The following is a 26,461-nucleotide window of genomic DNA, read 5'->3' on the forward strand; positions in this document are numbered from 1 at the left end:
AACCCCGGCAGGAGTAAGTGGAAGGCGGCGACATCGCCGCCTTCCGGGTCTACTTTTTCTCTTGGAAGTTTCTTGTTGCAGTCAGACCATGATCCTTCGGACCAGATCCTTCGGATCAAATCGGGATCAGGAGCCCTGACCGCCGCACTTGTTGGTCTTGGTGTTGTAGTTGCCGCACTTCTTGCCAACCCAGTCGCCGATCAGGTCCTTGGAGCCATCGAGCTCCTTCGACCATGCATCGCCGGCCACCAGGCCCGGGGTCTTCCACACCACGTCGAACTGGCCATTGGCTTTGATTTCGCCAATGAACACCGGCTTGGTGATGTGATGGTTCGGAAGCATCTTCGAGGTGCCGCCGGTCAGGTTCTTGGCTTCGATGCCGGGCAGCGCGTCGATCACCTTGTCCGGATCGGTCGACTTCACCTTCTCGACCGCCTTGACCCACATCTCGAAACCGATGACGTGTGCCTCCATCGGGTCGTTGGTCACGCGCTTCGGGTTCTTGGTGTAGGCCTGCCAGGCCTTGATGAACTTCTCGTTGGCCGGATCCTTGATCGACTGGAAGTAGTTCCAGGCGGCCAGATGACCGAGCAGCGGCTTGGTGTCGATGCCGGCGAGCTCTTCTTCGCCGACCGAGAACGCGACAACCGGAATGTCGGTCGCCTTGATGCCCTGGTTGCCGAGCTCCTTGTAGAAGGGAACGTTGGCGTCGCCGTTGATGGTGGAGACGACGGCGGTCTTCTTGCCGGCCGAACCGAACTTCTTGATGTCGGCCACGATCGTCTGCCAGTCACTGTGACCGAACGGCGTGTAGTTGATCATGATGTCTTCCTGCTTGACGCCCTTCGACTTCAAGTAGGCTTCGAGGATCTTGTTGGTGGTGCGCGGATAGACGTAGTCGGTGCCGGCCAGCACCCAGCGCTTCACCTTCTCGTCCTTCATCAGATAGTCGACGGCCGGGATCGCCTGCTGGTTCGGCGCCGCCCCGGTGTAGAACACGTTGCGCTCGCTCTCCTCGCCCTCGTACTGCACGGGGTAGAACAGGATCGAGTTCAGCTCCTTGAACACCGGGAGCACGGATTTGCGCGACACCGAGGTCCAGCAGCCGAACACGACAGAGACCTTGTCCTTGGTGATCAGCTCGCGGGCCTTTTCCGCGAACAGCGGCCAGTTCGACGCCGGGTCGACCACGACGGCCTCGAGCTTCTTGCCGAGTATGCCGCCCTTCTTGTTCTGCTCGTCGATCAGGAAGAGGACGGTGTCCTTCAGCGTGGTTTCGCTGATCGCCATGGTGCCGGAAAGCGAATGCAGCACGCCGACCTTGATGGTCTCCTGCGCCTGCGCGCTGCCGAATGCGGCCAGGCCCAAAACCAGGCCCGCGGTCGCCGCCAGCCAGCGGCGGCGGCTCAGCGTCGCTATATCGTGGGTAAGTTGTGTAAGCATGAAATGTCATCTCCCTGACGCAGGCGTGAAACGCTGCGAAACGGCCCCAACGGCCGCCTGCGTTAACGGAATCGCAAGAAGCGTGCCACGGCCTGAGCACAGGGTAAGTCTATAGAATCGCAGTATAATCTTCCGCTTGCGGGGAAATCGCCGAGAAATCCGCCTATTTTTTGGGCCGACAAAATGTATTCTTTTACGGCATACAGTCTATATTTTAGGCAAAATAGGCCATTTGTCTAATTTTACGGCACGAAAATTTGGCGATGCAGGCCAATGAGAGTGCACCGGAACTTGCGAATTTCCGGCTGTTTCTTAACCGCGCCAAGCATATCCGGCGATTTACCTTGAAAGCGCCGCGTTCATGTTCCATATGAGCCCCGTGACCTAGAGAATCATCAGGTCCTTGCGAGCCGCGTGTTCTGATCCCGTTCAACGGTTTCTGGCTTGCCCCTTCAGCCTAGCAAAACCGACGCCCCAAACACGCGGGTGTCTCAGACACCCCTCGCGCGCTCCTGGCTGTATCGGCCGGGCGCCTGCCTTTTTAATGGAAAGAACCCTCTTTTGACCTCCTTTCAGGATTTCGGCCTTGCCGATCCCATTTCGCGTGCCCTCAAGGAAGAAAATTACCTCACCCCGACGCCCATCCAGGCCCAGACCGTCCCCCTCGCAATGACCGGCCGTGACGTGGTCGGCATCGCCCAGACCGGCACCGGCAAGACCGCAGCCTTCGCGCTGCCGATCCTGCACCGCATTCTGGAGAACCGCATCCGGGTGCAGCCCAAGAGCTGCCGCGTGCTGGTGCTCTCGCCGACCCGCGAATTGTCGGGTCAGATCCTCGACAGCTTCAACGCCTATGGCCGCCACATCCGCCTCTCCTCGGCGCTCGCGATCGGCGGCGTGCCGATGGGCCGTCAGGTCCGTTCCGTGATGCAGGGCGTCGAAGTCATGGTGGCCACCCCCGGCCGCCTGCTCGATCTGGTGCAGAGCAACGGCCTCAAGCTGGGCCAGGTCGAGTTCCTGGTGCTCGACGAAGCGGACCGCATGCTCGACATGGGCTTCATCAACGACATCCGAAAAATCGTCGGCAAACTGCCGATCAAGCGGCAGACGCTGTTCTTCTCGGCGACCATGCCCAAGGACATCGCCGAGCTCGCCGAAGCGATGCTGCGCGACCCCGCCCGCGTGGCGGTGACGCCGGTGGCCTCCACCGTGGAACGCATCACCCAGCGCATCATCCAGGTCGATTTCGCGGCCAAGCAGGGCATACTGGCCCAACTCCTGAAGCAGGAACCGGTCGACCGCGCGCTGATCTTCACCCGCACCAAACATGGCGCCGACAAGGTGGTGAAGGCGCTTGCCAAGTCCGGCATCAACGCCAACGCCATCCATGGCAACAAGTCGCAGAACCACCGCGAGCGCGTGCTGGCGGCGTTCCGCACCGGCGAGATCCGCACCCTGGTCGCCACCGACATCGCCGCCCGCGGCATCGACGTCGACGGCATCAGCCATGTGGTGAATTTCGATCTGCCGAACGTGCCGGAAACCTACGTCCACCGGATCGGCCGCACCGCGCGCGCCGGCGCCGAAGGCGTTGCGATCTCGCTGATCGCAGGCGCCGAGGAAATGGGTTATCTGCGCGACATCGAGCGGCTGATCCGCGTGGCGCTGCCCCGCGAAGACCGCCGCACACCGGGCACCCGGGATGCAGCTCCCGCGCCGTCCCAGAACCGGGGCGGCCGGTCCGCACCGCGCGGCCATTCCGCCCACGGCCATGGCCACGGCGGCCGTTCCCATGAGCAATCGCCGGGCTCAAAAGGCCCTCGCCGTCCCCGCCGCGGTGGTGGTAATAATGCCGCGTCGCAGCCGACCCGGCATGAGTCGCCGCGTCCGGCGCAGGGTGGCAACAGCGAAAGCATTCAAGGCGTCGCCTTCTTGCATCGCGAGAGCCGCCCGAATACCCAACCCAACCGTACCCATCGGCCGCAGCGCTAGCCTCGATCGATCTGGAGACAAATATGGCTAAAGAAGAGCTGATCCAGTTCGAAGGACTGGTGACCGAAATCCTCCCCGACGCGCGCTACCGCGTGCAGCTCGACGCAGGACACGAAATTGTTGCCTACACCGCCGGTAAAATGAAGAAGAACCGGATCAAGACGCTGGCAGGCGATCGGGTCACGATCGAAATGTCGCCCTATGATCTGGAGAAGGGCCGGCTGATTTTCCGTCACAAGGATGAGCGCCCCTCGAGCGGTCCCCCGCGTGGTGCACCGCCGCGTGGCGGCCAGTTCCGCCGCCGGTAACGGGCTTCCAGCGACCGATTGCCATCGTGCCCGACAGATGATGTCGGCGCGCGATGGACCGGGCTTGCCCTGTTCAAAAAATCGTGCACGTCAGGATTGTTTTGGACCCCTTGATCGAATAATATTGGGCATCGATTTTCGGCCGGACGACATTAGCTATCCACCGGTACAGCCGGTTTAGACGCTGACGACCCTTCCAAAAATTCGATCTCACCAGCCCATCGAGAGGTGGGCTACGACTAGTATATCTGAGAAGGGACTACCCCCGTGAGCATGGGAACCGTGAAGTGGTTTAACGCAACCAAGGGCTATGGCTTCATCCAGCCGGATGACGGCGGCAATGACGTGTTCGTGCACATCAGCGCTGTCGAACGTGCCGGTCTTGGTACGCTGCGTGAAGGCCAGAAGATCAGCTACGAAATCGTGGCCGATCGTCGCTCTGGCAAATCTTCGGCCGACAATCTGCGCGCCGCTGGATGAGTGATTTTTCAGGACGCCCGGCGCGCCCTTGAAAATTGCTTCGAAATAACGAAAGGCCGCGCCCATGGCGCGGCCTTTTTTCGTACATCAGATTTATCCCGCGCCATTGATCTGCGCGACGGCGTTACGACTTCGTGCAAACCGTGGTGTTGTACATCACGCACAGCGATTGGCGCGGGCGCGTATAGGTGAAGTCGGTCAAATTGATCCCCGCCTTCGCCATCACATAGCCGATGGCCGGGACGTATTTGTAGCTGACCTCGCTGTAAATCAGATAGGTGTCGCCGACCTGCAGCGCGCTCGGAATCGCCACCGTGCTTCCGGTCCCGCGCGGCACCGCGCCCTTGCTCCACTGCACCCGGGCGATCTTGGTAGTGGGATCGACATACAGTTCCGTGATCGTGGAATTGAGCGGCGCGGCCGAATAGGGCGTCATGATGCCGGTGGAGGCGTTGAAGATGTTGGTCAGCTGGGCGTCGGTGACCGAGACGTTCTGCGACGTCAGATCCGACAGCGTCCGCGCCATCAGCGTCACCTTGCGGTCGACCGCAACGCCGGACGAGAACTCGACCGTGCCGAAAAACAGCACCAGCATCAGAGGTACGACCATGGCGAATTCGACGGCGGCCAGACCCCTGGTATCGCCGGACAGATCGAGCGCCGAGCGCCGCATGCGAAGCCAGATTCCACTCATCAGACTCATCGCCTTGCCTATCTTGTCTTGACGCGTTTTCTCAACGCAAACCGGGTCGCTTGAAAAATGCTTCTAGAAAGGTTCATTCTGGAACGCCGCGGTCGCGCTCAACAGCCGCTTGCTGCCGCTGAGATTCGAGATGTCATAGCCGAACTTGGTGACCAGTATCGGCCATTGATAGAACAGCCGCACCACGACGATGTCGCCGGGGCCGCCGGGGCTGTAATTGTTCGTCGGCACGAAATTCTTGCTGGCGTCGATCGGGTTGCTGACGTTGACGCTGCTGAACTGGGGATAGCTCTGCACGTCGACGGAGATTCCGTTGCAATCGAACAGCGCGGCGACCTTGCCGCAGACATAGGTCTTGAACTGCGCCTGGGTGTAGGCGGCGTTCTGCGCCTGACCGGTCATGATCATGCGCGCCGAATCCTGCGTCACGGTCTCGAGCACCTGGCTGGCAAAGAACATGAACGCCGTCTCGATGATCGCGAACAGCAGCGCAAAGAACATCGGCGCGACCAGCGCAAACTCGACCACGGTGGAGCCACCGCGATTGCGGCGAAAACGGCGCAACAACTGGCTGAAGGAGCGGATATGCGACGGCATCGAAGCGACCTCAGGCGCAAGCGGAACTGCCGTCATGAGTAGCCGAAACAGATTGTCGAAGTGTTTCGCCGGATAGAAGCAGAACGACCCGCGCCGTTAAGCGGACGTTAACCCTCTAGCGCCGGGCACAAAGTGGCGTGCAGCTCAGCACGTCGGCGCTGGTGCTTCCGCGGTAAACCGTGACCAGTTTGCTGTTGCCGGTTGAAGCAACGGCGGTCGTTTTGCTGTCCGTGATGCTGCGCAATGCCAGCGACAAACTCCCGCTCAGGCGTGCTTTTCCCAGAACCTCGACTTCATCAGGCGTCATTTCCAGCGTCGCCGTTTTTCCCAGCACCGCGTTTTGGCCCTCTTTTTCCTTGGGGGCCTGGTCGATGGCGAGAACCCGGACATTGGTCAGAACGGTCTGGGAGGAGATGATATCGGGCGGCTGCCCCGCACCATCGATACTCTGCTGCTTCTCGCGCTTCGATAGAATCACGTCGACACGGTCGTTCGGTAGAATGAAGCCGCCCGCCCCGGTCTCGGCCGAGATTTCAGTCGAGACGGCCCGCATTCCCGTCGGCAGGATCGCCGCCATGAACCCTGACCCGTTCGCCTTGACCAATTTCTGCTCGCGAATCGGTTCTCCCGCGATGAACGGCATGCGGGCGATGGAGCCAACGATTTGGGTGATGGCCTCGGGCCGGTCCTTCTTGCGAATGAAGCTGCCGCTTGAAGACGACTCGGTCCAGGTCTGCCACTGCAGGTTTTCGGCGGCGACTGTCTGGCCAAGGCCGATGTCATCCTTGGCCACGAGCACATCCACCGTCGGCAGTTGCGGTACTGCTGCGACCGGTGCGGGAGCTTCTTTGTCGATACCGCTCGCAAGGTATGCGGCAACACCGCCAGCACTGATTGCGATGGCCAGAACGATAATTCGGGCGGTGTTCATACGCTTTTACTCATACATGACGCAGCGACGCTTCCGGCGCTGAAGCGAGTCTAGCCAGACATAGGTCAAAGCAAGGTTAAGGGAGCGCATCGAAGTCGCGTTAACAAGCCTCGTAGTCGGGAACCGGACTGACGCCCGACGGTTCGCGTTCCGAGCCTATTTCCGGAATGGATAGGCCAGTTGCCCGGCGATCTCGCGCGGGAAGGTCGACTGATCGTCGACACCGTAATTGTCCGGCAAACGGTCTTTGGGCATCCGGAAGGTTCCGAACAGGATGTCCCAGAGCGGAAAGGTGCCCGCGAAGTTGGTATTGCCGCCCTCTTCCTGCGCGGTGTGATGCCAGCGGTGGAAGACCGGGGTGGCAAGCACGTATTTGAACGGGCCGAGCGTCCAGTTCAGATTGGCGTGAACGAACGCCGAATGGAAAATGTTGAAAGGGCCAAGCCACAGCATCACGTTCGGCGAAATACCCGCCATCAGCAACGCGACGTCGATCCCGATGGTGCCGAGCAACAGGTTGACGGGGTGAAAGCGCGCCGCCGAAATCCAGTCCACATCCTCGGAGGAATGATGGATGGCGTGGTATTTCCAGAAGCCGCCGCCATGGAACATGCGGTGCAGCCAGTACATCATGAAATCAGCGAGCACCAAAAACAGCACCGCCTGCAGCCACAGCGGCAGCGTCGACAGCGGCCCATGGCCATTGTCATAGAAGGCGATCAGTTCGTCGGCGTCATGAATTTGGAACACCAGGGCGGCGCCGAGCACCAATAGCCCGATCCGGAACACGCGGGCGAACAGCGGCACCAGGAACCAGTAGGCGAGATCGGTCACGAGTTCGCGCTTGCGCCACCACGGCCGGCCGGGATTGCAGGCCCAGAAATGCGCCAGCACCGAAAACACCAGCGCCAGCGCGATGGTCACCGGCACCACAATGGCCATCGTCTGGCCAAGCATCTCGACGATTTCCAGGCCCAGGAACATTGCCGCTTCTTAGCACCTTGCGCGATCTGGCGTCTCGGCAGAACCGGATTTCTGCAAGACTCAAGGCGCGCAGCGTGCCGCGATCGGATTGGGCGGTCAATTCGGTCGTGACGAAAACTTCCGGCGGGAGGACCTCCAGGTCCCCGCTCTGGATACTTGACGCGTCTTGCTTGCGCGAAGCGGGTCGTGCTGGCTCGAAAAGGCGCTACTGGCGAAACGGATAGGCTAACTGCCCACCGATTTCGTTCGGCACCGACTGATCGGCGTCGACGCCGTAATTATCCGGCAGCTGGTTTTCCGGCATCCGGAACGTTCCGAACAGAATATCCCAGAGCGGGAAGGTGCCGGCAAAATTGGTGTTGCCGCCCTTTTCCTGCGAGGTGTGATGCCAACGGTGGAACACCGGCGTCGCCAGCACATATTTGAACGGGCCGAGCGTCCAGTTCAAATTGGCGTGGACGAAGGCCGAGTGGAAGGTCGTGAACGGCCCGACCCAGAGCATGATGTTGGGCGATATGCCCGCCATCAACAGGATGACGTCCACCATGATCGTTCCGATGAACAGGTTGACGGGGTGAAACCGCGCCGCGGAAATCCACTCGAGATCTTCCGAAGAATGATGGATCGCGTGGTACTTCCAGAAGCCGCCGCTGTGAAACATGCGGTGCAGCCAGTACAGCATGAAGTCGGAGGCAACCAGGAACAGCAGTGCCTGCACCCAGAGCGGAAGCGCGGCCAACGGCCCGTGGCCATTGTCGTAGAATGCGACCAGCTCGTCGACGTCATGAATGTTGAAGACAACACCGGCGCCGAGCACCAACAGCCCGATGCGGAGCACACGGGCGAAAACGGGAACGAAGAACCAGTAGCAGATGTCGGTGATGAGTTCGCGCTTGCGCCACCACGGCTTGCCTGGATTGCAGGCCCAGAAATGCGAGAGCACCGTGAACACCAGGGCGAGGCCGATCGTAACCGGCACCACCTTCGCCATGGTCTGGCCCATCATCTCGATGACTTCCAACGGCATACCCGACATGACGGCCTCGCTTGATGGGGAGATCCAAGGGGGTATCACCCTCGCGCTTAAGGAGCGGTGAATCCGGCACTGACCCGGGCCTGCGCGGCTGCGACAACAAGGCCCGCAACACTAAGCGCATTTTATCAACTGGCTTAATTCCGCGTTTACTCTGAGTGAGAACAGCGAGTTCCCCCCGGTTTTGCTCAATCGAATTAACTGCGCCGCAATGGTCCGGTTTTAGGGTGGCGTCATGGTCACGGTGCTGAGAACGCCGGCGAGACCAAATGATAGTTCGACCAGCCACGTGTACACAGGAGTTATCTATTATGAAGAATCTCGTTTCGCGTTTCGTCAAGGATGAGTCCGGCGCGACTGCCATCGAATACGGCCTGATTGCCGCCGGTATTGCGATCGCGATCATCACCGCCGTTCAGGGCGTCGGCGGCAAGCTGTCGACCAACTTCGGCACGATCTCGACCTCGCTGAAATAAGCGATCGTCGCAATCTGCTTCAAAGGCCCCGGGGTCACCCGGGGCCTTTGTCGTTTGCGCGACTTGAGGGTCGTTTTCGAGACCCGGGGTTTTTGCGGGTCCGTCTCGTGCGGGCCGTTTTCCGATTGTTCACTTCTCGTCGATAGGTTCGCCGGATGCTGGAACGTCTTCTTTCAGGTCTTCCCGGCCTTCGCGTTGGCAGCACGGGCTGTGTGAATCCATGATCCTCGATATTGCCCGCCTCATGCTGTTTCCGGCCCTGATGGCGTTCGCGGCCGCGAGCGACCTTTTCACTATGACGATTTCGAACCGGATATCGCTGGCCCTGGTGGCCGGCTTTCTGGTTCTGGCGCCGCTGGGCGGAATGGGCCTGCACGATTTCCTGATGCATCTCGGCGCCGGCGCCGTTGTCCTCGTCGTGGCCTTTGGCTGTTTCGCGATGGGCTGGGTCGGCGGCGGCGACGCCAAGGTCGCGGCCGGGGTGGCGCTCTGGTTCGGCTTCGATCACCTGCTCAACTATCTGCTCTATGCCTCGCTGCTCGGCGGCGCCCTGACGCTGCTGCTGCTCTATGCCAGGCAATGGCCGCTACCCCGGCCGCTCACAGGCCAGGCCTGGCTGCTCCGCCTCCACGACAAACAGACCGGAATCCCCTACGGCATCGCGCTCGCGATCGGCGCGTTGATGGTCTATCCGGAGACCGAGTGGATCAAGTCGATCGACGTCACGCACCTCGCAATGCACTGATCCTTCGAACGGTAACGCACCGTTAAGGCAATTTACTCACGCCTCATTAACCATGCTTTGACGAATAGCTGGTCAACTCCCATCACGGCGGCGGAAGCGTCGCGGCGTTATGTGGAAAGTGAAGCGTATGAATACCGCTCGCATTGTCGTTTTGACCATCGCCATCGGCGCTGGCGGCATTGCCGCAGGTCTGGCCAGCGGATCCGACCACCAGCCTGTCGCGCCGGATCCGGTCGCGGAGCTGCAGACCATCGATATTCTGGTCGCCAACGGCGACATCGGCCTCGGCCAGTCGCTCAAGGCCAAGGATATGCAATGGCAGACCTGGCCGGCCGCGAGCGCCAGCGACAGTTTCATCAGCAACGCCAACGCGATGACACTGGCCCGTGCGCGCCAGAGCGGCGCGCCGTCGCTCGTCGGATACGGCTTGGTCAGCCAGCAGTCGGTGCAGACGTGACCGAAAGGACGCTCGTTATGAAGTGCAGGGGAAATCAGCCGATGCTGCGGACATTCATCGTCCGCGCCCTGTCGTTCTCGGCGGTCGCAGCCCTGACGCTCAATCCGGCCCTGACGCCGGTCAAGGCAAGCGACTATCGCGCCGCGGCGCCGGCGGCCATGGACGGGCAGATGAACGCGCGCACGGTTTCGCTCGGGATCGGAAAGTCGATCGTGATCGACCTGCCGCGCGACATCAAGGACGTGTTGGTGGCCGATCCGAAGATCGCCAACGCCGTCGTCCGCTCCTCCCAGCGTGCCTACATCATCGGCGCGGCGGTGGGCCAGACCAACATCGTATTCTTCGATTCGGCAGGCCAGCAGATCGCGGCCTATGACATCGCGGTCAAGCGCGACCTCAACGGCGTGCGTGCGGCGCTGAAGCAGACGCTGCCGAACTCGGACATCCATATCGACGGCGTCGGCGACGGCGTGGTGCTGACCGGCACGGCGGCAAGCCCGATCGACGCGCAGCAGGCCTTTGATCTGGCCTCCCGCCTCGCCGGCGGCACCGACAAGGTCGTCAATTCGATCGCCGTCCGCGGCCGCGACCAGGTGATGCTGAAGGTGACGGTTGCCGAAGTCGCGCGCAACATCATCAAGCAGATGGGCATCGACCTCACGGCCAGCATGACCTACGGCACGGCGGTGGTAAACTTCAGCAACGCCAACCCGTTTACCGCCTATGGCCGTCCGCTGGTCCCAGGCAACGTCGCATCGGGAACGTTCGGCGGCGGCAACGTCCCGTCGGTGACGGCTACCCTTCGCGCCATGGAAAGCGCCGGCGTGGTGCGGACGCTGGCCGAACCCAATTTGACCGCTATTTCCGGTGAGTCCGCCACCTTCATCGCCGGCGGCGAGTTTCCAGTTCCCGCAGGCTATTCCTGCGACCCGATCACGCGCGTTTGTACGACCCAGATCCAGTTCAAGAAGTTCGGCATTTCGCTCAATTTCACGCCGGTCGTGCTGACCGAAGGCCGCATCAGCCTGCGCGTGATGACCGAAGTATCCGAACTGTCCAACGACAACTCGATCACGTTGACCCAGTCGCTCAGCTCCGCGGGCACCAACTCGCTGACCATTCCCTCGATCAAGACCCGCCGTGCGGAGACGACGTTGGAAATCCCGTCGGGCGGCGCGATGGCGATGGCCGGCCTGATCCAGGAGCAGACCAAGCAGGCCATCAATGGCTTCCCGGGTCTGGCGCAATTGCCGGTGCTCGGCACGCTGTTCCGCAGCCGCGACTTCGTCAACAGCCAGACCGAGCTGATGGTCCTGGTCACCCCCTACGTGGTTCGCGCGGTGGCGCAGAAGGATCTTTCGCGCCCCGATGACGGGTTCGCCAACGCTTCCGATCCGCAGACCGATCTGCTCGGCAGCATCAATCGCGTCTACGGCGTTCCGGGCCGCAGCAATGAGCCGGGACGGAAATATCGCGGCACCTACGGCTTTATTACGGACTGAGGCGGGACGATGACACGACAAAGCACATCCGCAATAACCGCCGACCGCAAGCGCGCTCTTCGCCTCGCGGGAGCGCTGATCGGTCTTGCCGTGGTGCTGGGCGCCTGCAAGCACACTGACCCGGTGACGACGGCAAGCGTGCCGGACGATTATCGCCTGCGTCATCCGATCGCGATTCAGGAAGCCGATCGCACGGTGATCGTATTCGTCGGCCGTGGCCGCGGCGGACTTTCCGCGAACCAGCGCTCCGATGTGATGGGAATGGCGCAGACCTGGCTCAAGGAGGGCACCGGCGGCATCACCATCGACATGCCCACCGATACGCCGAACGCGCGCGCTGCCAGCGAATCATTGCGCGAGATCCAGGCGACGTTCGCCGCTGCCGGCGTCCCGCCGCGCGCGGTCGCCATACGCCAGTATCGTCCCGAGGACCCCAGGCACATGGCGGCGATCCGGCTGACTTATCCGAAGATCTCGGCCACCGCCGGGCCCTGCGGCCTGTGGCCCGACGACCTCGGACCGTCCGTCAACAACCGGGGCTATTTCGAAAACAAGCCCTATTACAATCTCGGTTGCTCCAATCAGCGCAATCTTGCCGCGATGGTCGATAATCCGTCGGATCTCGTGCAGCCGCGCGAGGAGACACCCGCCTATACGCCGCGGCGCAACATCGCCTTCGACAAATATCGCAAGGGTACGTCAACCACGACCGCTTATCCCGAAGCCGACAAGGCCAAACTCAGCGATACAGGCAAATGATCAGCTACTCGCGCCAGACCCCCGAACAGCAGCCGGACGGCCCGCCGCCGTCGACGGAAGATCATATCGCGCCGGCGCCGCGGGTGTCCGTCCAGGCATTCTGCGAGACGGTGGAAACCGCTGCGGCTGTGCAATCGGCCGGCGAAGACCGCCGTCTCGGCAAAGCTCATTTGAAGATCCAGATGGGCGGCATGGCCGCCGCCATCGAGGCCTATCGCTCCGCGCCGACACCGAACGTGATCATCCTGGAAACCGAGGGCCGCAACGATATCCTGCTCGGTCTCGATCAGTTGGCCACCGTGTGCGACGCCGGAACCCGCGTGATCGTGATCGGCCGCATCAACGACGTCACGCTGTACCGCGAGCTGGTGCGCCGCGGCGTCAGCGACTACGTGATCGCCCCCGTCACCGCCATCGACGTCGTCCGCGCGGTGTGCAACCTGTTCTCGGCGCCCGAAGCCAAGGCGGTCGGCCGCATCATTGCCGTGGTTGGCGCCAAGGGCGGCGTCGGCTCGTCCACCGTCGCGCATAACGTCGCCTGGGCGATCGCCCGCGATCTGGCGCTGGATTCGGTGGTCGCCGACCTCGACCTCGCCTTCGGCACCGCCGGCCTCGACTACAATCAGGACCCGCCGCAGGGCATCGCCGACGCCGTGTTCTCGCCCGACCGGGTCGATACCGCCTTCATCGACCGTCTGCTGTCGAAATGTACCGACCATCTCAGCCTGCTCGCGGCGCCAGCGACGCTCGACCGGGTCTATGATTTTGGCGCTGACGCTTTCGATGCGATCTTCGACACGCTTCGCACCACGATGCCCTGCATCGTGCTCGACGTCCCCCATCAGTGGTCGGGATGGACCAAGCGCGCGCTGATCGCAGCCGACGATATTCTGATCGTGGCGGCGCCCGATCTGGCCAATTTGCGCAACACCAAGAACATCTACGACCTCTTGAAGGCGTCGCGGCCGAACGACCGCGCGCCGCTCTACTGCCTCAACCAGGTCGGCATTCCGAAGCGCCCCGAGATCCCCGCCAGCGAATTCGCCAAGGCCATGGAGAGCCAGCCGATCGCCACGATCCCGTTCGAGCCGCAGATGTTCGGCTCGGCCGCCAATAACGGCCAGATGATTGCGGAAATTTCCGCCAATCACCGGACCACCGAGATGTTCCTGCAGATTGCGCAGCGGTTGACAGGCCGCGGCGAGACCAAGAAGCCGAAGGGGTCGTTCCTGTCGCCCCTGATCGAGAAGTTGCGGGCCAAGAAGTAAGCCGTCCGCGTGGAGTACGATCGTGTTTGGTAAGCGTAGCGGAGACAACGACACGCGGGCGCCGAAGCCCGCCATTCACGCGCCGGAGCCATCCGGCATGGCGGCCGCTTCGCGTGAAATGGCCGCGCCGACCGTATCTTCACCGCCGATCGCACCCTCGAAACCGCCGCCGGCGCCCGCCATGGAAGCGCGGCGCTCCGACAATTATTACCAGGTCAAGGCCACGATCTTCGGCGCCCTGATCGAGGCGATCGACCTTGCCCAGCTCGCCAAACTCGACGGCGAGTCGGCGCGCGAGGAAATTCGCGACATCGTCAACGAGATCATCGCGATCAAGAACATCGTGATGTCGATTGCCGAGCAGGAAGAGCTGCTCGACGACATCTGCAACGACGTGCTCGGTTACGGTCCGCTGGAGCCGCTATTGTCGCGCGACGACATCGCCGACATCATGGTCAATGGCGCCGGCACGGTGTTCATCGAAGTCGCCGGCAAGATCCAGAAGACCGGCATCCGGTTTCGCGACAACCAGCAGCTGCTCAACATCTGCCAGCGCATCGTCAGCCAGGTCGGCCGGCGCGTCGACGAATCATCGCCGATCTGCGACGCGCGTCTCGCCGACGGCTCCCGCGTCAACGCCATCGTGCCGCCGCTGGCGATCGACGGGCCCGCGCTCACCATCCGAAAATTCAAAAAGGACAAGCTGACCCTCGAGCAGCTGGTCAAGTTCGGCGCCATCTCGCCGGAAGGCGCGGAAATCCTCCAGATCATCGGCCGCGTCCGCTGCAACGTGCTGATCTCCGGCGGCACCGGCTCCGGCAAGACCACGCTCTTGAACTGCCTGACCCAGTTCATCGAGCATGACGAGCGCGTCATCACCTGCGAAGACGCCGCCGAACTCCAGCTGCAGCAACCGCACGTGGTGCGGCTGGAAACCCGGCCGCCCAACATCGAAGGCGAAGGCCAGGTCACGATGCGCGAACTGGTCCGCAACTGCCTGCGTATGCGGCCCGAACGCATCATCGTCGGCGAAGTCCGCGGACCCGAGGCATTCGACCTGCTGCAGGCGATGAACACCGGCCATGACGGCTCGATGGGAACGCTGCATGCCAACAACCCGCGCGAAGCTTTATCGCGCTGCGAATCGATGATCACGATGGGCGGATTTTCGCTGCCGTCCCGCACCATTCGCGAGATGATCTGCGCCTCGATCGACGTCATCGTGCAGGCCGCGCGTATGCGCGACGGCTCGCGGCGCATCACCCACATTACCGAGGTGATGGGCATGGAAGGCGATACCATCATCACCCAGGACCTGTTCCTGTATGACATGATCGGCGAAGACGCCAACGGCAAGATCATCGGCAAGCATCGCTCGACCGGCATCGGACGCCCGCGGTTCTGGGAACGCGCACGATATTACGGCGAGGAGAAGCGGCTCGCGGCTGCGCTTGATGCCGCCGAAGTCACAGCTGAACCCGGAGCACGCTGATGTCCATGCAAGCGCTCGCACTGGCCTTTCTTGCATTCACCGCGATTGGCGGCATTGCCTGGGTTTTCGTCTACCCATTGCTGTCCGGCGAGAAGAAAGCGGAATCGCGCCGCGCCTCGATCGCGCGGTCCGAACCGACGGCGGCGCGTCAGGCCGACAAGAACCAGCGTTCACGCCGCGAACAGGTCGAGGGGTCGCTGAAGGATCTCGAGTCGCGCCGGCTGAAGGAAAAATCGGTTCCCCTGAGCACCCGCATCACCCAGGCCGGACTTTCCTGGTCGACGCAGAAATTCTGGATCATCTCCGGCGTCCTGGCTGCGGTCGCCGGTTTCGCCGCGTTCAGCGCCGGAGGCGGAGTTTTGGGCGCCCTCGGCATGGCCTTCGGCGCGGGCTTCGGGCTGCCGCGCTGGCTGCTGGGTTACCTCAAGACGAAGCGCGAAAAGGCATTTTTGAAAGCGCTGCCGGACGCGGTCGACGTCATCGTCCGTGGCATCAAGGCCGGACTGCCGCTGTTCGAATCGATCAAGGTGGTCGCGGCCGACTCGCCGGAGCCGCTGAGGAGCGAGTTCCTGGCCATCATCGAAACCCAAACCATCGGGATGCCGCTCGGCGAAGCCTGCGCGCGCCTTTATGAAAGGATGCCGGTGCCGGAAGCCAACTTCTTCGGCATCGTGATCGCGATCCAGCAGAAATCGGGCGGCAACCTGTCGGAAGCGCTCGGCAACCTTTCGAAGGTGCTGCGCGACCGCAAGAAGATGGCGGAGAAAATTCAGGCGATGTCGATGGAAGCCAAGGCCTCCGCCGCCATCATCGGCTCTCTTCCGCCGGTCGTGATGGTGCTGGTCTGGATAACAACGCCCGACTACATCTCGCTGCTGTGGACCGACCGGCTCGGCCAATTCATGCTTGTGTGCTGCGTTGGCTGGATGACGATCGGCGTTCTCGTGATGAAGAAAATGATCAACTTCGACTTCTGACGGTGTAACATGGTTGAGTTCCTCATAAACAAGATGCACGACGCCCGGTTCATGACCATGTTCCTGGCCGCCATTGCCGCGACCCTGACCGCCTACACGCTGGTCACGCCGCTGTTCGCCGGCGAAGGCCTCGCCAAGCGCATGAAAGCAGTCGCCAGCGAGCGGGAACGGATCCGGCAGCGCGAGCGCGACCGTCTTGCCAAAACGGAGAAGGTATCGCTGCGCCAGAGCCCGAAGCAGCTGGTTTCCAAGGTGGTGGAAGACTTCAACCTGACCAAATGGCTGGCGCAGGAAGCCGCACGCGACAAGCTGATCATGGCCGGCTACCGCGGCCATGCGCCCTACGTCACGTTCCTGTTCGCCCGCGCGGTGACGCCGATCGTGCTTTTCATCGGCGCGGTGCTCTACGTCTTCGTCATCACGCACATGGACAAATCGATGCCGGTCAAGATCGGCATCTGCCTGGGCGCGGCCTATTTCGGGCTGCAGGCGCCGATGCTGTTCCTGCAGAACGCGATCACCAAGCGCCAGCTTTCGATCAAGCGTGCGTTCCCCGACGCGCTCGACCTGCTCTTGATCTGTATCGAGTCCGGCATGTCGGTCGAAGTCGCCTTTCGCAAGGTCTCCACCGAAATCGTCTCGCAATCGGTGGCGCTGTCGGAAGAATTCGCGCTGACCACGGCCGAACTGTCCTATCTGCAGGACCGCAAGGTGGCCTATGAGAACCTGGCGAAGCGTACCGGCCTCGACGGCGTCAAATCGGTCTGTCTGGCCTTGCAGCAGTCCGAACGCTACGGAACGCCGCTCGGCCAGAGCTTGCGCGTGATGGCGCAGGAAAACCGCGACATGCGCATGAACGAGGCCGAGAAGAAGGCGGCCGCCTTGCCGCCGAAGCTGACCGTGCCGATGATCCTGTTCTTCCTGCCGTGCCTGTTCATCGTCATTCTCGGGCCGACCTACATCAAGCTGCAGACGACGACGATCCTCTAAAGCATCATCGATTCTGATTGAATCAGAACCGATAGCCGCTTTGGCGCGGTTTCTACCGCAGACGGGCCTACGCAAGCTGCGTAAACTCGATTGCTGTGCAAACCGGTAGCCACCCCCGGATCAAGTCCGAGGGCACGCTTCGCTCGAAAACGTTCTGAATCGGAATCCACCAGAAAATCTGGATTGAGCGGTCCGGCCGATCGATCCGCCGCGCAGCTGTCAGTCGGGCCGGTTGAGCGCGGCCACCGGAACGGTCTTGCCGCCGCGCGGATCCTTGCGGCTCAGCATTTCCCGCAGATAGGCCACGTTCGCCGCGGCCTCCTCGGACGGCAGATCGCCCTTGGCGATGGTCTCGGCCTCAGTGAAACGGCCCTGCAAGCCGACCACCAGCGCCAGATTCTGCCGCACCCGCGCGTCCGCCCGCGGATTGCCATAGGCACGCCGCAGCGCCGCCTCGGCGTCGGGCAGTTCGCGCGTCAGCATGTAGGAGAGGCCGAGATTGGACAGCACCGACGGTTCTTCCGGCGCGATCTTCAGCGCGCTGGCATAATAGCGGCGGGCTTCCTCGTGCTTGGCGAGCTTGTCGAGCACGGTGCCCTGCACCGAGAGGATGCGCCAGTCGGGATTGTCGGGCGAATGGGCGCGGCTGAGAACGTCGAAGGCGGCTTGCGAATTGCCGTTGTCGGCGAGCGCGCGGCCATAGCCGGCGAGCAGCGCCTTGTTGCCGGGATGGGCGATGGTGGCCTGTTCGAGAACGGCGGCGGCCTGCGAACGCTGGCCTGTGGCACGCAGCGCCTGGCCATAGGCCAGGGCGGCGTTGGCATCCTTGGGATTGGCGCGATAGCGCTCGCCATAGACTTCGACGGCACGACGCGGATCGTCGGGAATGGCGGGAGCGGCGGCGCTGCTGGACTTCTGGGTCAGCGCGCCCGTCACATCGGACATGGTCTGGCAGCCGCCAAGGCTTGCGGCCAAAATCGCCGTCGCGGCCGCGGAGGCGAGAAACCGGGCCACATTGGGCCGGACAAGGCTGGATGATGGACGCATGGCACTTCAACTCACGATTTCGGGTGGAGCCGAACACGCCAGCAATAGACTGTTAACCCTAACGGCTGGTTAATCGGCAGGCGGGAGCTCCGGCTCTGCGTTGGGCCCCCGACGGGGTTTTGACGTACAATTTTGCAGCTTCACCATTGAAGTCACACGAATATCCTGCAAGCTCGGCAGCTGACCGAGCCGCCCTATTTCCGCGAGACAAGCATGCAATCCCCGTTCGAGACCGCGCCCGCCGCCTCCAGCATTCCGATTTATTTTGCCACCAAGGCGACATGGGCCACGGTCAGCAAGGAGCTTCCTCCACACGCCCAGCAATTTGCTCTCGCCAACGATTTTGCCGCCAAGCCCGGCAAGTGCCTGACGCTCCCCTCGCCCGATGGACGGATCGCGCAGGTCATCTTCGGTCTCGAAGAGGAAGGCAGCAAATCCCGTGACCTGTTCCGGCCCGGCGCGCTGCCGGGGCTGCTGCCGCCTGGCGTCTATCGCTTCGCCAATGCGCCGCACGAAACGCGTCTGGCCACGCTCGCCTTTGCTCTCGGCAGCTACCGATTCGGCCGCTATCGCAAGACCGACAAACCCGATGTGCGCCTGGTGCCACCCGATGGCGTGGACATATCGGACATCACGCGGATGGCAGAAGCGGCCTCGCTGGCGCGCGACCTCATCAATACGCCGTCGAACGACATGGGCCCGGAAGAGCTGGCGGCGGCCGCCGGGCAACTCGCGGCGCGCTTCGGCGCCAGCTTCAAGACAATTGTCGGCGACGAACTGATTCAGCAGAATTTCCCGCTGATCCACGCGGTCGGCATGGCCTCGACGCGCGCGCCGCGGCTGATCGATATGAGCTGGGGCGACCTTGATCATCCCAAGGTGACGCTGGTCGGCAAGGGCGTGTGCTTCGACACCGGCGGGCTCGACCTAAAACCCTCCAGCGGCATGCTGATCATGAAGAAAGACATGGGCGGTGCGGCCAATGTGCTGGCGCTGGCCCAGATGGTCATGGATGCCAAGCTGAATGTCCGGCTGCGGGTGCTGATCCCCGCCGTCGAGAACGCGGTGGCCGGCAACGCCTTCCGCCCGCTCGACATCTTCAAGTCGCGCAAGGGGCCAACGGTAGAGATCGGCAATACCGACGCCGAGGGCCGGCTGGTGCTGGCCGACGCGCTGGCGTTTGCCTGCGAAGAGAAGCCGGACCTGCTGGTCGATCTGGGAACCCTGACCGGTGCGGCGCGTGTTGCATTGGGGCCGGATTTACCGCCCTTTTACACCAATGATGAGACGCTGGCGCAGGATGTTGCGCGTTTCGCAACCGGGGAGCAGGATCCGTTGTGGCGCATGCCGCTGTGGCCGGCCTACGATTCCTGGCTGGATTCGAAAGTCGCCGATATCAACAACGCGCCGTCGGGCGGTTTTGCCGGTTCGATCACCTGCGCGCTGTTCCTGCAGCGCTTCGTCTCCGACGCCCAAAGCTGGCTGCATGTCGATATCTACGGCTGGACTCCGTCGGCCAAACCCGCGCGCCCCGAGGGCGGCGAATGCCAGGCCGCGCGCGCGATCTATAAACTATTGAGCGAACGCTATGGATGATCCACGCCTGACCCCGGCCCGTCCGGACCTCGCCGCCAAATATCTCGAAGGCAAGGTCACGGCGGCGCGCTTTGTGACCGGCGAGGAATTCTGTGTGGTCGATGCGATCGCGCCGCTGCGCGAGGCGCCGGCCGCCGACGCCGCGTTGCTGACGCAGGCGCTGAAAGGCGAACGCGTCACGATCTACGACCGCAACGGCGAAGGCTTTGCCTGGGGCCAATTGAACAGCGACGGCTATGTCGGCTGGATTCCCGATGCCGCGCTCGGCAAACCATCTGCCGCGCCGACCCACAAGGTCACGGTGCTACGGACCTTTGCGTTTCCGGCCGCGTCGATCAAGCTGCCGCCGGTGGATACGCTGTCGCTGGGGACGCTGATCACGGTGGCGCGCGAGGACGGCGCGTTCGCCGTCACGCGCGAGGGCTGGTATCTGCCGCGGCGGCATGTCGGCGGCCTGGAGGCGATGGAGAAGGATTTCGTTGCGGTCGCGGAAAGGTTTGTCGGCACGCCCTATCTGTGGGGCGGCAAGAGCAGCCTCGGCATCGATTGCTCCGGCCTCGTGCAGGTTTCGCTTAGCGCCGCCGGCACCGGCTGCCCGCGCGACAGCGACATGCAGCAGGACGGCCTCGGCCGCGCCTTGAATCCCTCCGAAACCAAGAAGCTGCAACGCGGCGACCTGATCTTCTGGAAGGGCCATGTCGCGATCGTGCGCGACGCCGACACCATCGTCCACGCCAACGCGCATCACATGGCAACGGTAGTTGAAAATACGGCCGAGGCCATCGCCCGCATCAGGGCGGCAGGCAGCGAAGTGACGGCGATCAAGCGGCTTTAGTTCTCTGACGCGTTTTCTTTACGCGAACCGGTGTCCACTTCGCTCGAAAACGCTATCTAGACCTCTACCGTCCCATCCGGCACGGCTTCGATCCGGAACGCGGCGGCGAACAGCGCGCGGGTGTAGTCGCTCTGCGGATTCTTGAACAGCTCGGCGGCTGGCCCCTTCTCCACCACCTTGCCGTGACGCATTACGATCAGATGGCTGGCGAGCGACGCGACCACGCGCAGATCATGCGAGATGAACATGTAGGTGAGGTCGCGCTTGCGCTGCAGCTCGCGCAAGAGATCCACCATCTGGGCCTGGAACAGCATGTCGAGCGCGCTGGTCGGCTCGTCCAGCACGACGAAATCCGGCTCCAGCACCACCGCGCGCGCGATGGAGATGCGCTGGCGCTGGCCGCCGGAAAATTCATGCGGATAGCGAAACCGGGTCTTGGGGTCGAGGCCGACGTCCGTCAGCGCCTTGATGACGCGCGCCTCGCGCTCCTCATATGTCAGCTTGGGCTGATGCACGCTCAGGCCCTCGGCGACGATATCGCCGACCGACATGCGCGGTGAGAGCGCGCCGAACGGATCCTGAAACACGATCTGCATGTCGCGGCGGAACGGCAGCATCGCCTTGAAGCGCAGGCCCTGGATGTTGTTGCCGAGGAACACGATCGGCCCGTCCGACGAGATCAGCCGCAGCAGCGCGAGGCCGAGCGTGGTCTTGCCGGAACCGGACTCGCCGACGACGCCGAGCGTCTCACCCTTGCGCACCGCAAGGCTGACGCCGTCAACCGCCTTGATGTGATCCACGGTTCGGCGCAGCAGGCCGCGCTTGACCGGAAACCAGACCTTCAAATTATCCGCCGACATCACCACCGGTGAATCGGGCCGCGGCGGCGCCGGGTCAGGCTTTGGTTCGGCCGCAAGCAGGTCCCGTGTGTATGAATGCTTAGGCGCCGTAAAAACCTGTTCCACCGGCCCCTGCTCGACGATCTTGCCGCCATTCATGACGCAGACGACATCGGCGATGCGGCGGACGATGCCAAGATCATGGGTGATGAACAGCATGCTCATGCCGAGCCGCGTGCGGATTTCGGCCAGCAGCGCCAGGATCTGCGCCTGCACCGTGACATCCAGCGCCGTGGTCGGTTCGTCCGCGATCAACAGGTCCGGCTCGTTGGCGAGCGCCATCGCGATCATGACGCGCTGGCGCTGGCCGCCGGACAATTGATGCGGATAGCTTTGCAGCCGCCGGTCCGGATCGGGAATGCCGACCTGGGTCAGGAGTTCGAGCGTGCGTGCCCGCGCCATCGCGCCGCGGACGCCGTTGTGGAGAAACAGGATCTCGCCGATCTGCGCCTCGATCGTATGCAGCGGATTGAGCGAGGTCATCGGCTCCTGGAAGATGATCGAGATGTCGTTGCCGCGGATTCCGCGCATCTCGTTCTCGGGCGCGGTCAACAGATCCTGCCCGCGAAAGCGAATGCTGCCGGAAGGATGCGAGGCGCTCGGATACGGCAGCAGCCTCAGGATCGACAACGCACTGACGGATTTTCCGGAGCCGGATTCGCCAACCAGGGCCACGCACTCGCCGCGCCGAATCGAAAACGAGACATGATCCACCGCAAGGCTGTCGCCGAACGCCACCGAGAGATCGCGGACATCGAGCAGAGGCTGGTTGATGGCGTCCATGCTGCTCTTACCTGAACGTCTTGCGCGGATCGAAGGCGTCGCGTGCGGCCTCGCCGATGAAGATCAACAGCGACAGCATGATCGCGACCGAGAAGAAACCGGTGAGGCCGAGCCAGGGCGCCTGCACGTTGGCTTTTGCCTGCGCCAGCAATTCGCCCAGCGACGGCGAGCCCGGCGGCAGACCGAAACCGAGGAAATCCAGCGCCGTCAGCGTCATCACCGACGACGACACGATGAACGGCAGGAACGTCATGGTCGCCACCATCGCGTTCGGCAACAGGTGGCGGAACATGATCCTGGCATTGGAGACGCCGAGCGCCCGCGCCGCCTGGATGTATTCGAAATTGCGGCCGCGCAAGAATTCGGCGCGCACCAGGCCCACCAGCGACACCCAGGAAAACAGCAGGAGAATGCCGAGCAGGATGAAGAAGCCCGGCGGCAGCACCGCCGAGATGATCAGCAGCAGATAGAGCGAGGGTATCGCGTTCCAGATCTCGATGAAGCGCTGGAACAGCAAATCGGTCATGCCGCCGAAATAGCCCTGCACGCCGCCCGCGGCGATGCCGATGATCGAGGACAAGATCGTCAAGGTCAGGCCGAACAGAACCGAGATGCGAAAGCCGTAGATCAGGCGCGCGACCACGTCGCGGCCCTGGTCGTCGGTGCCGAGCCAGTTGTATTCGAGGTCGCTGCAGCCGTTCAGCCCCTTCTTCGTCACCACTTCCTTGCACTGGGCTTCAGTGAGCATCCAGGTCGGCTTCGACGGCGCCGGCGTTGGCAAATCGAGGTTATGCGTGCTGTAGGAATAGCGGATCAGCGGCCAGATGATGGTGCCGCCCTTGTCGGCGATCTGCTTCTGCAAGTAGGGGTCGCGGTAGTCGGCGGCGGTCTCGAAGTCGCCGCCGAAGGTGGTTTCGGAATAGCTGACGAAGGCGGGCCAATAGAGACGACCGTCGTACTTGATCAAAAATGGCCTGTCGTTGGCGATCAGCTCCGCAAACAGCGAGACCACGAACAGGACCATGAAGATCCAGAACGACCAGTACCCCCTGCGATTGGCCTTGAAGTTCTGCCAGCGGCGGCGGTTGAGCGGCGACGGCGTGAAGGCATGGCGCGTCATCGGCACGGCCTCGCCGAGCGGCGATTGCGTCGTGGTCTCGACCGGCTGGGGTGCGGTGATCGTCATCAGACCTCACGCGCCTCGAAGTCGATCCGTGGATCGACCCACATATAGGCGAGGTCGGAGATCAGATTGACCACGAGGCCGACCAGCGAAAAGATGAACAACGTGCCGAACACCACGGGATAGTCGCGGTTCAAGACGCTTTCGAAACCGAGCAGGCCGAGCCCGTCGAGCGAGAAGATGGTCTCGATCAGGAGCGAGCCGGAGAAAAAGGCGGAAATGAACGCGCTCGGAAAACCCGCGATCACGATCAGCATCGCGTTGCGGAAGACGTGATTATACAGCACCTGCCGCTCGCCGCAGCCCTTGGCGCGCGCCGTCATCACATATTGCTTGCGGATCTCGTCGAGGAACGAGTTCTTGGTCAGCAGCGTCATGGTGGCGAAGGCGCCGAGCGCCATCGCGATCAGCGGCAGCGTGAGGTGCCAGAAATAGTCGATGATTTTCCAGTACCAGGGGAACTGCGCCCAGCCGTCCGAGGTCAGCCCGCGCAGCGGGAAGATGTTGAAGAACGAGCCGCCGGCGAACAGGATGATCAACAGGATCGCGAACAGGAAGCCGGGAATCGCAAACCCGACGATGATGATCGCCGAGGTCCAGGTGTCGAACCGCGAGCCGTCCTGCACCGCCTTGCGGATGCCGAGCGGGATCGAGATCAGATAGGTCAACAGCGTCATCCAGATCCCGAGCGACATCGAGACCGGCAGCTTCTCCTTGATCAGCTGGATCACGCTGACGTCGCGAAAGTAGCTCTTGCCGAAATCGAACCGCGCGAAATTCCACACCATCAGCGCGAAGCGTTCGTAGGCCGGCTTGTCGAAGCCGAACTGCGCTTCCAGCTTCTTGATGAATTCCGGATCGAGCCCCTGCGCGCCGCGGTATTTCGAGCTGACGGCGTCCGCCGATGCGCCGACCTGGCCGCGCGGACCCATGTCGCCGCCGCCCCCCGATATTCTGGAGGTGCCACCGGTGTCGGCGCCGGAGAGCTGCGCGAGCACGCGCTCGACCGGACCGCCCGGCGCGAACTGCACCACGATGAACGACACGAACAGGATGCCGAGCAGCGTCGGGAGCATCAGAAAAATACGGCGGGCGATATAAGCGGCCATGAATTATTTCGCCTGCTCGAGTTTCGCAGCCTTGTTGGCCTCGAACCACCAGTTGTCTGGCGCTCCGGTGCCTTGCGTGTAGCGTGCCGGCTTGGGCGGATGGGAAAATTGATCCCAATAGGCGATCGGGTGATTGGTGCGAAACCACTGCGGCACCCAATAGCGGCCGGCCCGAAACACCCGATCCAGCGCACGGCACGCGATCGTCAGATCAGCGCGCGTTTCGGCGCCGATGGCCTTGTCGACCAGCGCGTCAATCGCAGGATTAGCTACTCCCGCCAGATTGTACGACCCCTTGGTGGCCGCCGCATGCGATGTGAAGTAAGGCCGCAGGCTGTCACCCGGCGTCGGCGACATGCTGAGGCGCATCGTCGTCATGTCGAAGTCGAACGACTCCACGCGAGCGCGATACTGTACGGCGTCGATCAGCCGGATTTCCGCCTCGATCCCGAGCAGTTCCAGGTTCTTGATGAAGGTCGCATGATGCGGTTTGAACGAGGGCTCGTCGAGCAGAAACTCGATCTTCAAGACTTCGCCGTTCGGCAGCAGGCGCTTGCGGTCCTTCACCATAAGTCCCGCGTCCTGCAGCAACTGCCCGGCCTTGCGTAGCAAAGTCCGGTCCTGGCCCGACCCATCCGACACCGGCGGCACGAACGGCTCGCCGAACACCTCGGCGGGCACCTGCCCGCGGAACGGCTCGAGCAGCTTCAGCTCTTCAGGCGACGGCAACCCGGTCGCCACCATGTCCGAATTCTGGAACGGCGAAACCGTGCGCGCATAGGCGCCGTACATCACGGTCTTGTTGGTCCATTCGAAATCGAACGCGTTGATGACCGCTTCGCGTACCCTGGGGTCTTTCAGCTTGTCGCGGCGGGTGTTGAAGAACCAGCCCTGCCCACCCGAAGGCAATTCATCCGGCAGGGTTTCACGTTTGACCCGGCCGTCCTTGACCGCGGGAAAATCGTAACGGGTGGCCCAGATGCGCGCCGTGAATTCCTCGCGGTAGAGATAATTCTTGCCGGTAAAGCCTTCGAACGCGACATCGCGGTCGCGATAGAACTCATAACGCACGGTGTCGAAATTGTAGCTGCCGCGATTGACGGGAAGATCGGCCGCCCACCAGTCCTTGACGCGGTCGTATTCGACGAAGCGGTTGATCTCGTATTTGCCGACCTTGTACGGTCCCGAACCGAGCGGGATATCGGTGGTCGATTCCTCGAATGGCCGCGTCGCGTAGTAGGCTTTGGAGAAGATCGGCAGGCTAGCGACATAAAGCGGAACGTCGCGCGCGCGGTTTGGCGCAAACATCACGGCCACCGTCGCATCGTCGAGCGCCTCGGCCTTCACCATGTCGCGCAGCTGGACCACAATCAGCGGATGGCCTTTTTCCTTCAGCGTGTTGAGCGAGAAGGCGACGTCGTGCGCCGTCATCTTCGAGCCATCGCGAAAGCGAGCCTCGGGGCGCATGGTGAAGCGGTAGGTGAGCTTGTCCGGCGAAATCCGCACCGACTTCGCCGCAAGGCCATACATCGCGTCGGGCTCGTCATTGGCGCGCGCCATCAGCGAATCAAAGGTCAGCTCCATGCCCTTGGCGCCCTCGCCCTTGAGGATGAAAGCGTTGAACGAATTGAACGTCTGGAAGGACTGGTTGTAGGCGCGGGTCGACGGGATCGTGGAAAACAAGCCGCCCTTCGGCGCATCCGGATTGACGTAGTCGAAATGCTTGAAGTCAGCCGGGTATTTCAGGTCGCCGAAGACCGACATGCCGTGCATCTCGGTGCCGCCATTGTCGGCGGCGGCGGGACGAAACATGCTGGCACTCACCGCGCCGAGGCCGAGCCCCAGCACGTGCCGGCGATTGAGGTGCGCCAT

25 protein-coding genes are annotated in these 26,461 nt (G+C 62.5%); 14 read left to right on the plus strand and 11 right to left on the minus strand.

What is annotated here, in order from left to right:
• Nucleotides 1-126: 126 nt before the first annotated feature.
• Nucleotides 127-1,443: an urea ABC transporter substrate-binding protein gene (gene urtA, locus JQ609_RS22240; RefSeq protein WP_212206297.1), complete on the minus strand. Its 1,317-nt coding sequence runs from the start codon at nucleotides 1,441-1,443 to the stop codon at nucleotides 127-129.
• Nucleotides 1,444-2,004: 561 nt separating this feature from the next.
• On the opposite strand from urtA, the gene JQ609_RS22245 reads away from it, so the two are divergent.
• The 3 genes from JQ609_RS22245 (at nucleotide 2,005) to JQ609_RS22255 (ending at nucleotide 4,223) form a co-directional block, all read left to right on the plus strand.
• On the plus strand, nucleotides 2,005-3,435 hold the full coding sequence (locus JQ609_RS22245; RefSeq protein WP_212206296.1) for a DEAD/DEAH box helicase: 1,431 nt from the start codon (nucleotides 2,005-2,007) through the stop codon (nucleotides 3,433-3,435).
• Nucleotides 3,436-3,458: 23 nt separating this feature from the next.
• Complete coding sequence (gene infA, locus JQ609_RS22250; RefSeq protein WP_211999774.1) at nucleotides 3,459-3,743, plus strand: translation initiation factor IF-1; 285 nt, start codon at nucleotides 3,459-3,461, stop codon at nucleotides 3,741-3,743.
• A 267-nt stretch (nucleotides 3,744-4,010) separates the two neighbouring features.
• Complete coding sequence (locus JQ609_RS22255) at nucleotides 4,011-4,223, plus strand: cold-shock protein (RefSeq protein ID WP_002714433.1); 213 nt, start codon at nucleotides 4,011-4,013, stop codon at nucleotides 4,221-4,223.
• A gap of 124 nt (nucleotides 4,224-4,347) precedes the next feature.
• Here JQ609_RS22255 and JQ609_RS22260 read toward each other — a convergent pair whose 3' ends face one another.
• From JQ609_RS22260 to JQ609_RS22280, 5 genes are all read right to left on the minus strand, one after another.
• Entirely contained in the window at nucleotides 4,348-4,926 is a 579-nt protein-coding gene (locus tag JQ609_RS22260) for a TadE/TadG family type IV pilus assembly protein (RefSeq protein ID WP_409363377.1), read from the minus strand.
• Between the two features lie 63 nt (nucleotides 4,927-4,989).
• Nucleotides 4,990-5,523, minus strand: coding sequence for a TadE/TadG family type IV pilus assembly protein (locus tag JQ609_RS22265; RefSeq protein ID WP_212275023.1), 534 nt, complete (start codon nucleotides 5,521-5,523; stop codon nucleotides 4,990-4,992).
• 115 nt (nucleotides 5,524-5,638) lie between these two features.
• Nucleotides 5,639-6,454, minus strand: a complete 816-nt coding sequence (cpaB, locus tag JQ609_RS22270) for a Flp pilus assembly protein CpaB (RefSeq protein WP_212274971.1) — start codon at nucleotides 6,452-6,454, stop codon at nucleotides 5,639-5,641.
• Nucleotides 6,455-6,610: 156 nt separating this feature from the next.
• Nucleotides 6,611-7,438 carry a sterol desaturase family protein gene (locus JQ609_RS22275; protein WP_192737156.1) on the minus strand — a complete coding sequence of 276 codons (828 nt, stop codon included), beginning with the start codon at nucleotides 7,436-7,438 and terminating at the stop codon, nucleotides 6,611-6,613.
• Between the two features lie 205 nt (nucleotides 7,439-7,643).
• The gene (locus JQ609_RS22280) at nucleotides 7,644-8,474 is read right to left on the minus strand and encodes a sterol desaturase family protein (RefSeq protein WP_212274972.1); all 831 of its coding nucleotides are present in this window, start codon (nucleotides 8,472-8,474) and stop codon (nucleotides 7,644-7,646) included.
• 308 nt (nucleotides 8,475-8,782) lie between these two features.
• Here JQ609_RS22280 and JQ609_RS22285 point away from each other — a divergent pair, with 308 nt between their 5' ends.
• From JQ609_RS22285 to JQ609_RS22325, 9 genes are all read left to right on the plus strand, one after another.
• The gene (locus tag JQ609_RS22285; RefSeq protein WP_192737154.1) at nucleotides 8,783-8,947 is read left to right on the plus strand and encodes a Flp family type IVb pilin; all 165 of its coding nucleotides are present in this window, start codon (nucleotides 8,783-8,785) and stop codon (nucleotides 8,945-8,947) included.
• 220 nt (nucleotides 8,948-9,167) lie between these two features.
• Nucleotides 9,168-9,692 (plus strand): prepilin peptidase, encoded by a 525-nt coding sequence (locus tag JQ609_RS22290; RefSeq protein ID WP_212206280.1) that lies wholly within the window; start codon nucleotides 9,168-9,170, stop codon nucleotides 9,690-9,692.
• Between the two features lie 127 nt (nucleotides 9,693-9,819).
• On the plus strand, nucleotides 9,820-10,149 hold the full coding sequence (locus JQ609_RS22295; RefSeq protein ID WP_212206278.1) for a hypothetical protein: 330 nt from the start codon (nucleotides 9,820-9,822) through the stop codon (nucleotides 10,147-10,149).
• A gap of 17 nt (nucleotides 10,150-10,166) precedes the next feature.
• On the plus strand, nucleotides 10,167-11,651 hold the full coding sequence (locus tag JQ609_RS22300) for a type II and III secretion system protein family protein (RefSeq protein WP_212206276.1): 1,485 nt from the start codon (nucleotides 10,167-10,169) through the stop codon (nucleotides 11,649-11,651).
• Nucleotides 11,652-11,660: 9 nt separating this feature from the next.
• Nucleotides 11,661-12,410 (plus strand): CpaD family pilus assembly protein, encoded by a 750-nt coding sequence (locus JQ609_RS22305; RefSeq protein WP_212274973.1) that lies wholly within the window; start codon nucleotides 11,661-11,663, stop codon nucleotides 12,408-12,410.
• On the plus strand, nucleotides 12,407-13,678 hold the full coding sequence (locus JQ609_RS22310) for an AAA family ATPase (RefSeq protein WP_212206272.1): 1,272 nt from the start codon (nucleotides 12,407-12,409) through the stop codon (nucleotides 13,676-13,678). Before JQ609_RS22305 ends, JQ609_RS22310 begins: the two co-directional genes overlap by 4 nt.
• Before the next feature lie 22 nt (nucleotides 13,679-13,700).
• Entirely contained in the window at nucleotides 13,701-15,170 is a 1,470-nt protein-coding gene (locus JQ609_RS22315; protein WP_212274974.1) for a CpaF family protein, read from the plus strand.
• On the plus strand, nucleotides 15,170-16,147 hold the full coding sequence (locus JQ609_RS22320; protein ID WP_212206268.1) for a type II secretion system F family protein: 978 nt from the start codon (nucleotides 15,170-15,172) through the stop codon (nucleotides 16,145-16,147). Before JQ609_RS22315 ends, JQ609_RS22320 begins: the two co-directional genes overlap by 1 nt.
• A gap of 9 nt (nucleotides 16,148-16,156) precedes the next feature.
• The gene (locus JQ609_RS22325; RefSeq protein ID WP_212274975.1) at nucleotides 16,157-17,137 is read left to right on the plus strand and encodes a type II secretion system F family protein; all 981 of its coding nucleotides are present in this window, start codon (nucleotides 16,157-16,159) and stop codon (nucleotides 17,135-17,137) included.
• A 219-nt stretch (nucleotides 17,138-17,356) separates the two neighbouring features.
• On the opposite strand, the gene JQ609_RS22330 is transcribed toward JQ609_RS22325, so the two are convergent.
• Nucleotides 17,357-18,184, minus strand: coding sequence for a tetratricopeptide repeat protein (locus JQ609_RS22330; protein WP_212274976.1), 828 nt, complete (start codon nucleotides 18,182-18,184; stop codon nucleotides 17,357-17,359).
• A 213-nt stretch (nucleotides 18,185-18,397) separates the two neighbouring features.
• Here JQ609_RS22330 and JQ609_RS22335 point away from each other — a divergent pair, with 213 nt between their 5' ends.
• Both JQ609_RS22335 and JQ609_RS22340 read left to right on the plus strand, forming a co-directional pair.
• Nucleotides 18,398-19,780 carry a M17 family metallopeptidase gene (locus JQ609_RS22335; RefSeq protein WP_212274977.1) on the plus strand — a complete coding sequence of 461 codons (1,383 nt, stop codon included), beginning with the start codon at nucleotides 18,398-18,400 and terminating at the stop codon, nucleotides 19,778-19,780.
• Nucleotides 19,773-20,615 (plus strand): NlpC/P60 family protein, encoded by an 843-nt coding sequence (locus JQ609_RS22340; RefSeq protein WP_212274978.1) that lies wholly within the window; start codon nucleotides 19,773-19,775, stop codon nucleotides 20,613-20,615. Before JQ609_RS22335 ends, JQ609_RS22340 begins: the two co-directional genes overlap by 8 nt.
• 56 nt (nucleotides 20,616-20,671) lie before the next feature.
• Here JQ609_RS22340 and JQ609_RS22345 read toward each other — a convergent pair whose 3' ends face one another.
• The 4 genes from JQ609_RS22345 to JQ609_RS22360 are packed head-to-tail and all read right to left on the minus strand — an operon-like array spanning nucleotide 20,672 to nucleotide 26,461.
• Nucleotides 20,672-22,297, minus strand: coding sequence for an ABC transporter ATP-binding protein (locus JQ609_RS22345; protein ID WP_212274979.1), 1,626 nt, complete (start codon nucleotides 22,295-22,297; stop codon nucleotides 20,672-20,674).
• A gap of 7 nt (nucleotides 22,298-22,304) precedes the next feature.
• Complete coding sequence (locus JQ609_RS22350; protein WP_212274980.1) at nucleotides 22,305-23,483, minus strand: ABC transporter permease; 1,179 nt, start codon at nucleotides 23,481-23,483, stop codon at nucleotides 22,305-22,307.
• The gene (locus tag JQ609_RS22355; RefSeq protein ID WP_212274981.1) at nucleotides 23,483-24,589 is read right to left on the minus strand and encodes a microcin C ABC transporter permease YejB; all 1,107 of its coding nucleotides are present in this window, start codon (nucleotides 24,587-24,589) and stop codon (nucleotides 23,483-23,485) included. The genes JQ609_RS22350 and JQ609_RS22355 overlap by 1 nt, the downstream gene beginning before the upstream one ends.
• Nucleotides 24,590-24,592: 3 nt before the next feature.
• Nucleotides 24,593-26,461: an extracellular solute-binding protein gene (locus tag JQ609_RS22360; protein WP_212274982.1), complete on the minus strand. Its 1,869-nt coding sequence runs from the start codon at nucleotides 26,459-26,461 to the stop codon at nucleotides 24,593-24,595.

Source organism: Bradyrhizobium sp. AUGA SZCCT0169 (assembly GCF_018130085.1).
GTDB lineage: Bacteria > Pseudomonadota > Alphaproteobacteria > Rhizobiales > Xanthobacteraceae > Bradyrhizobium.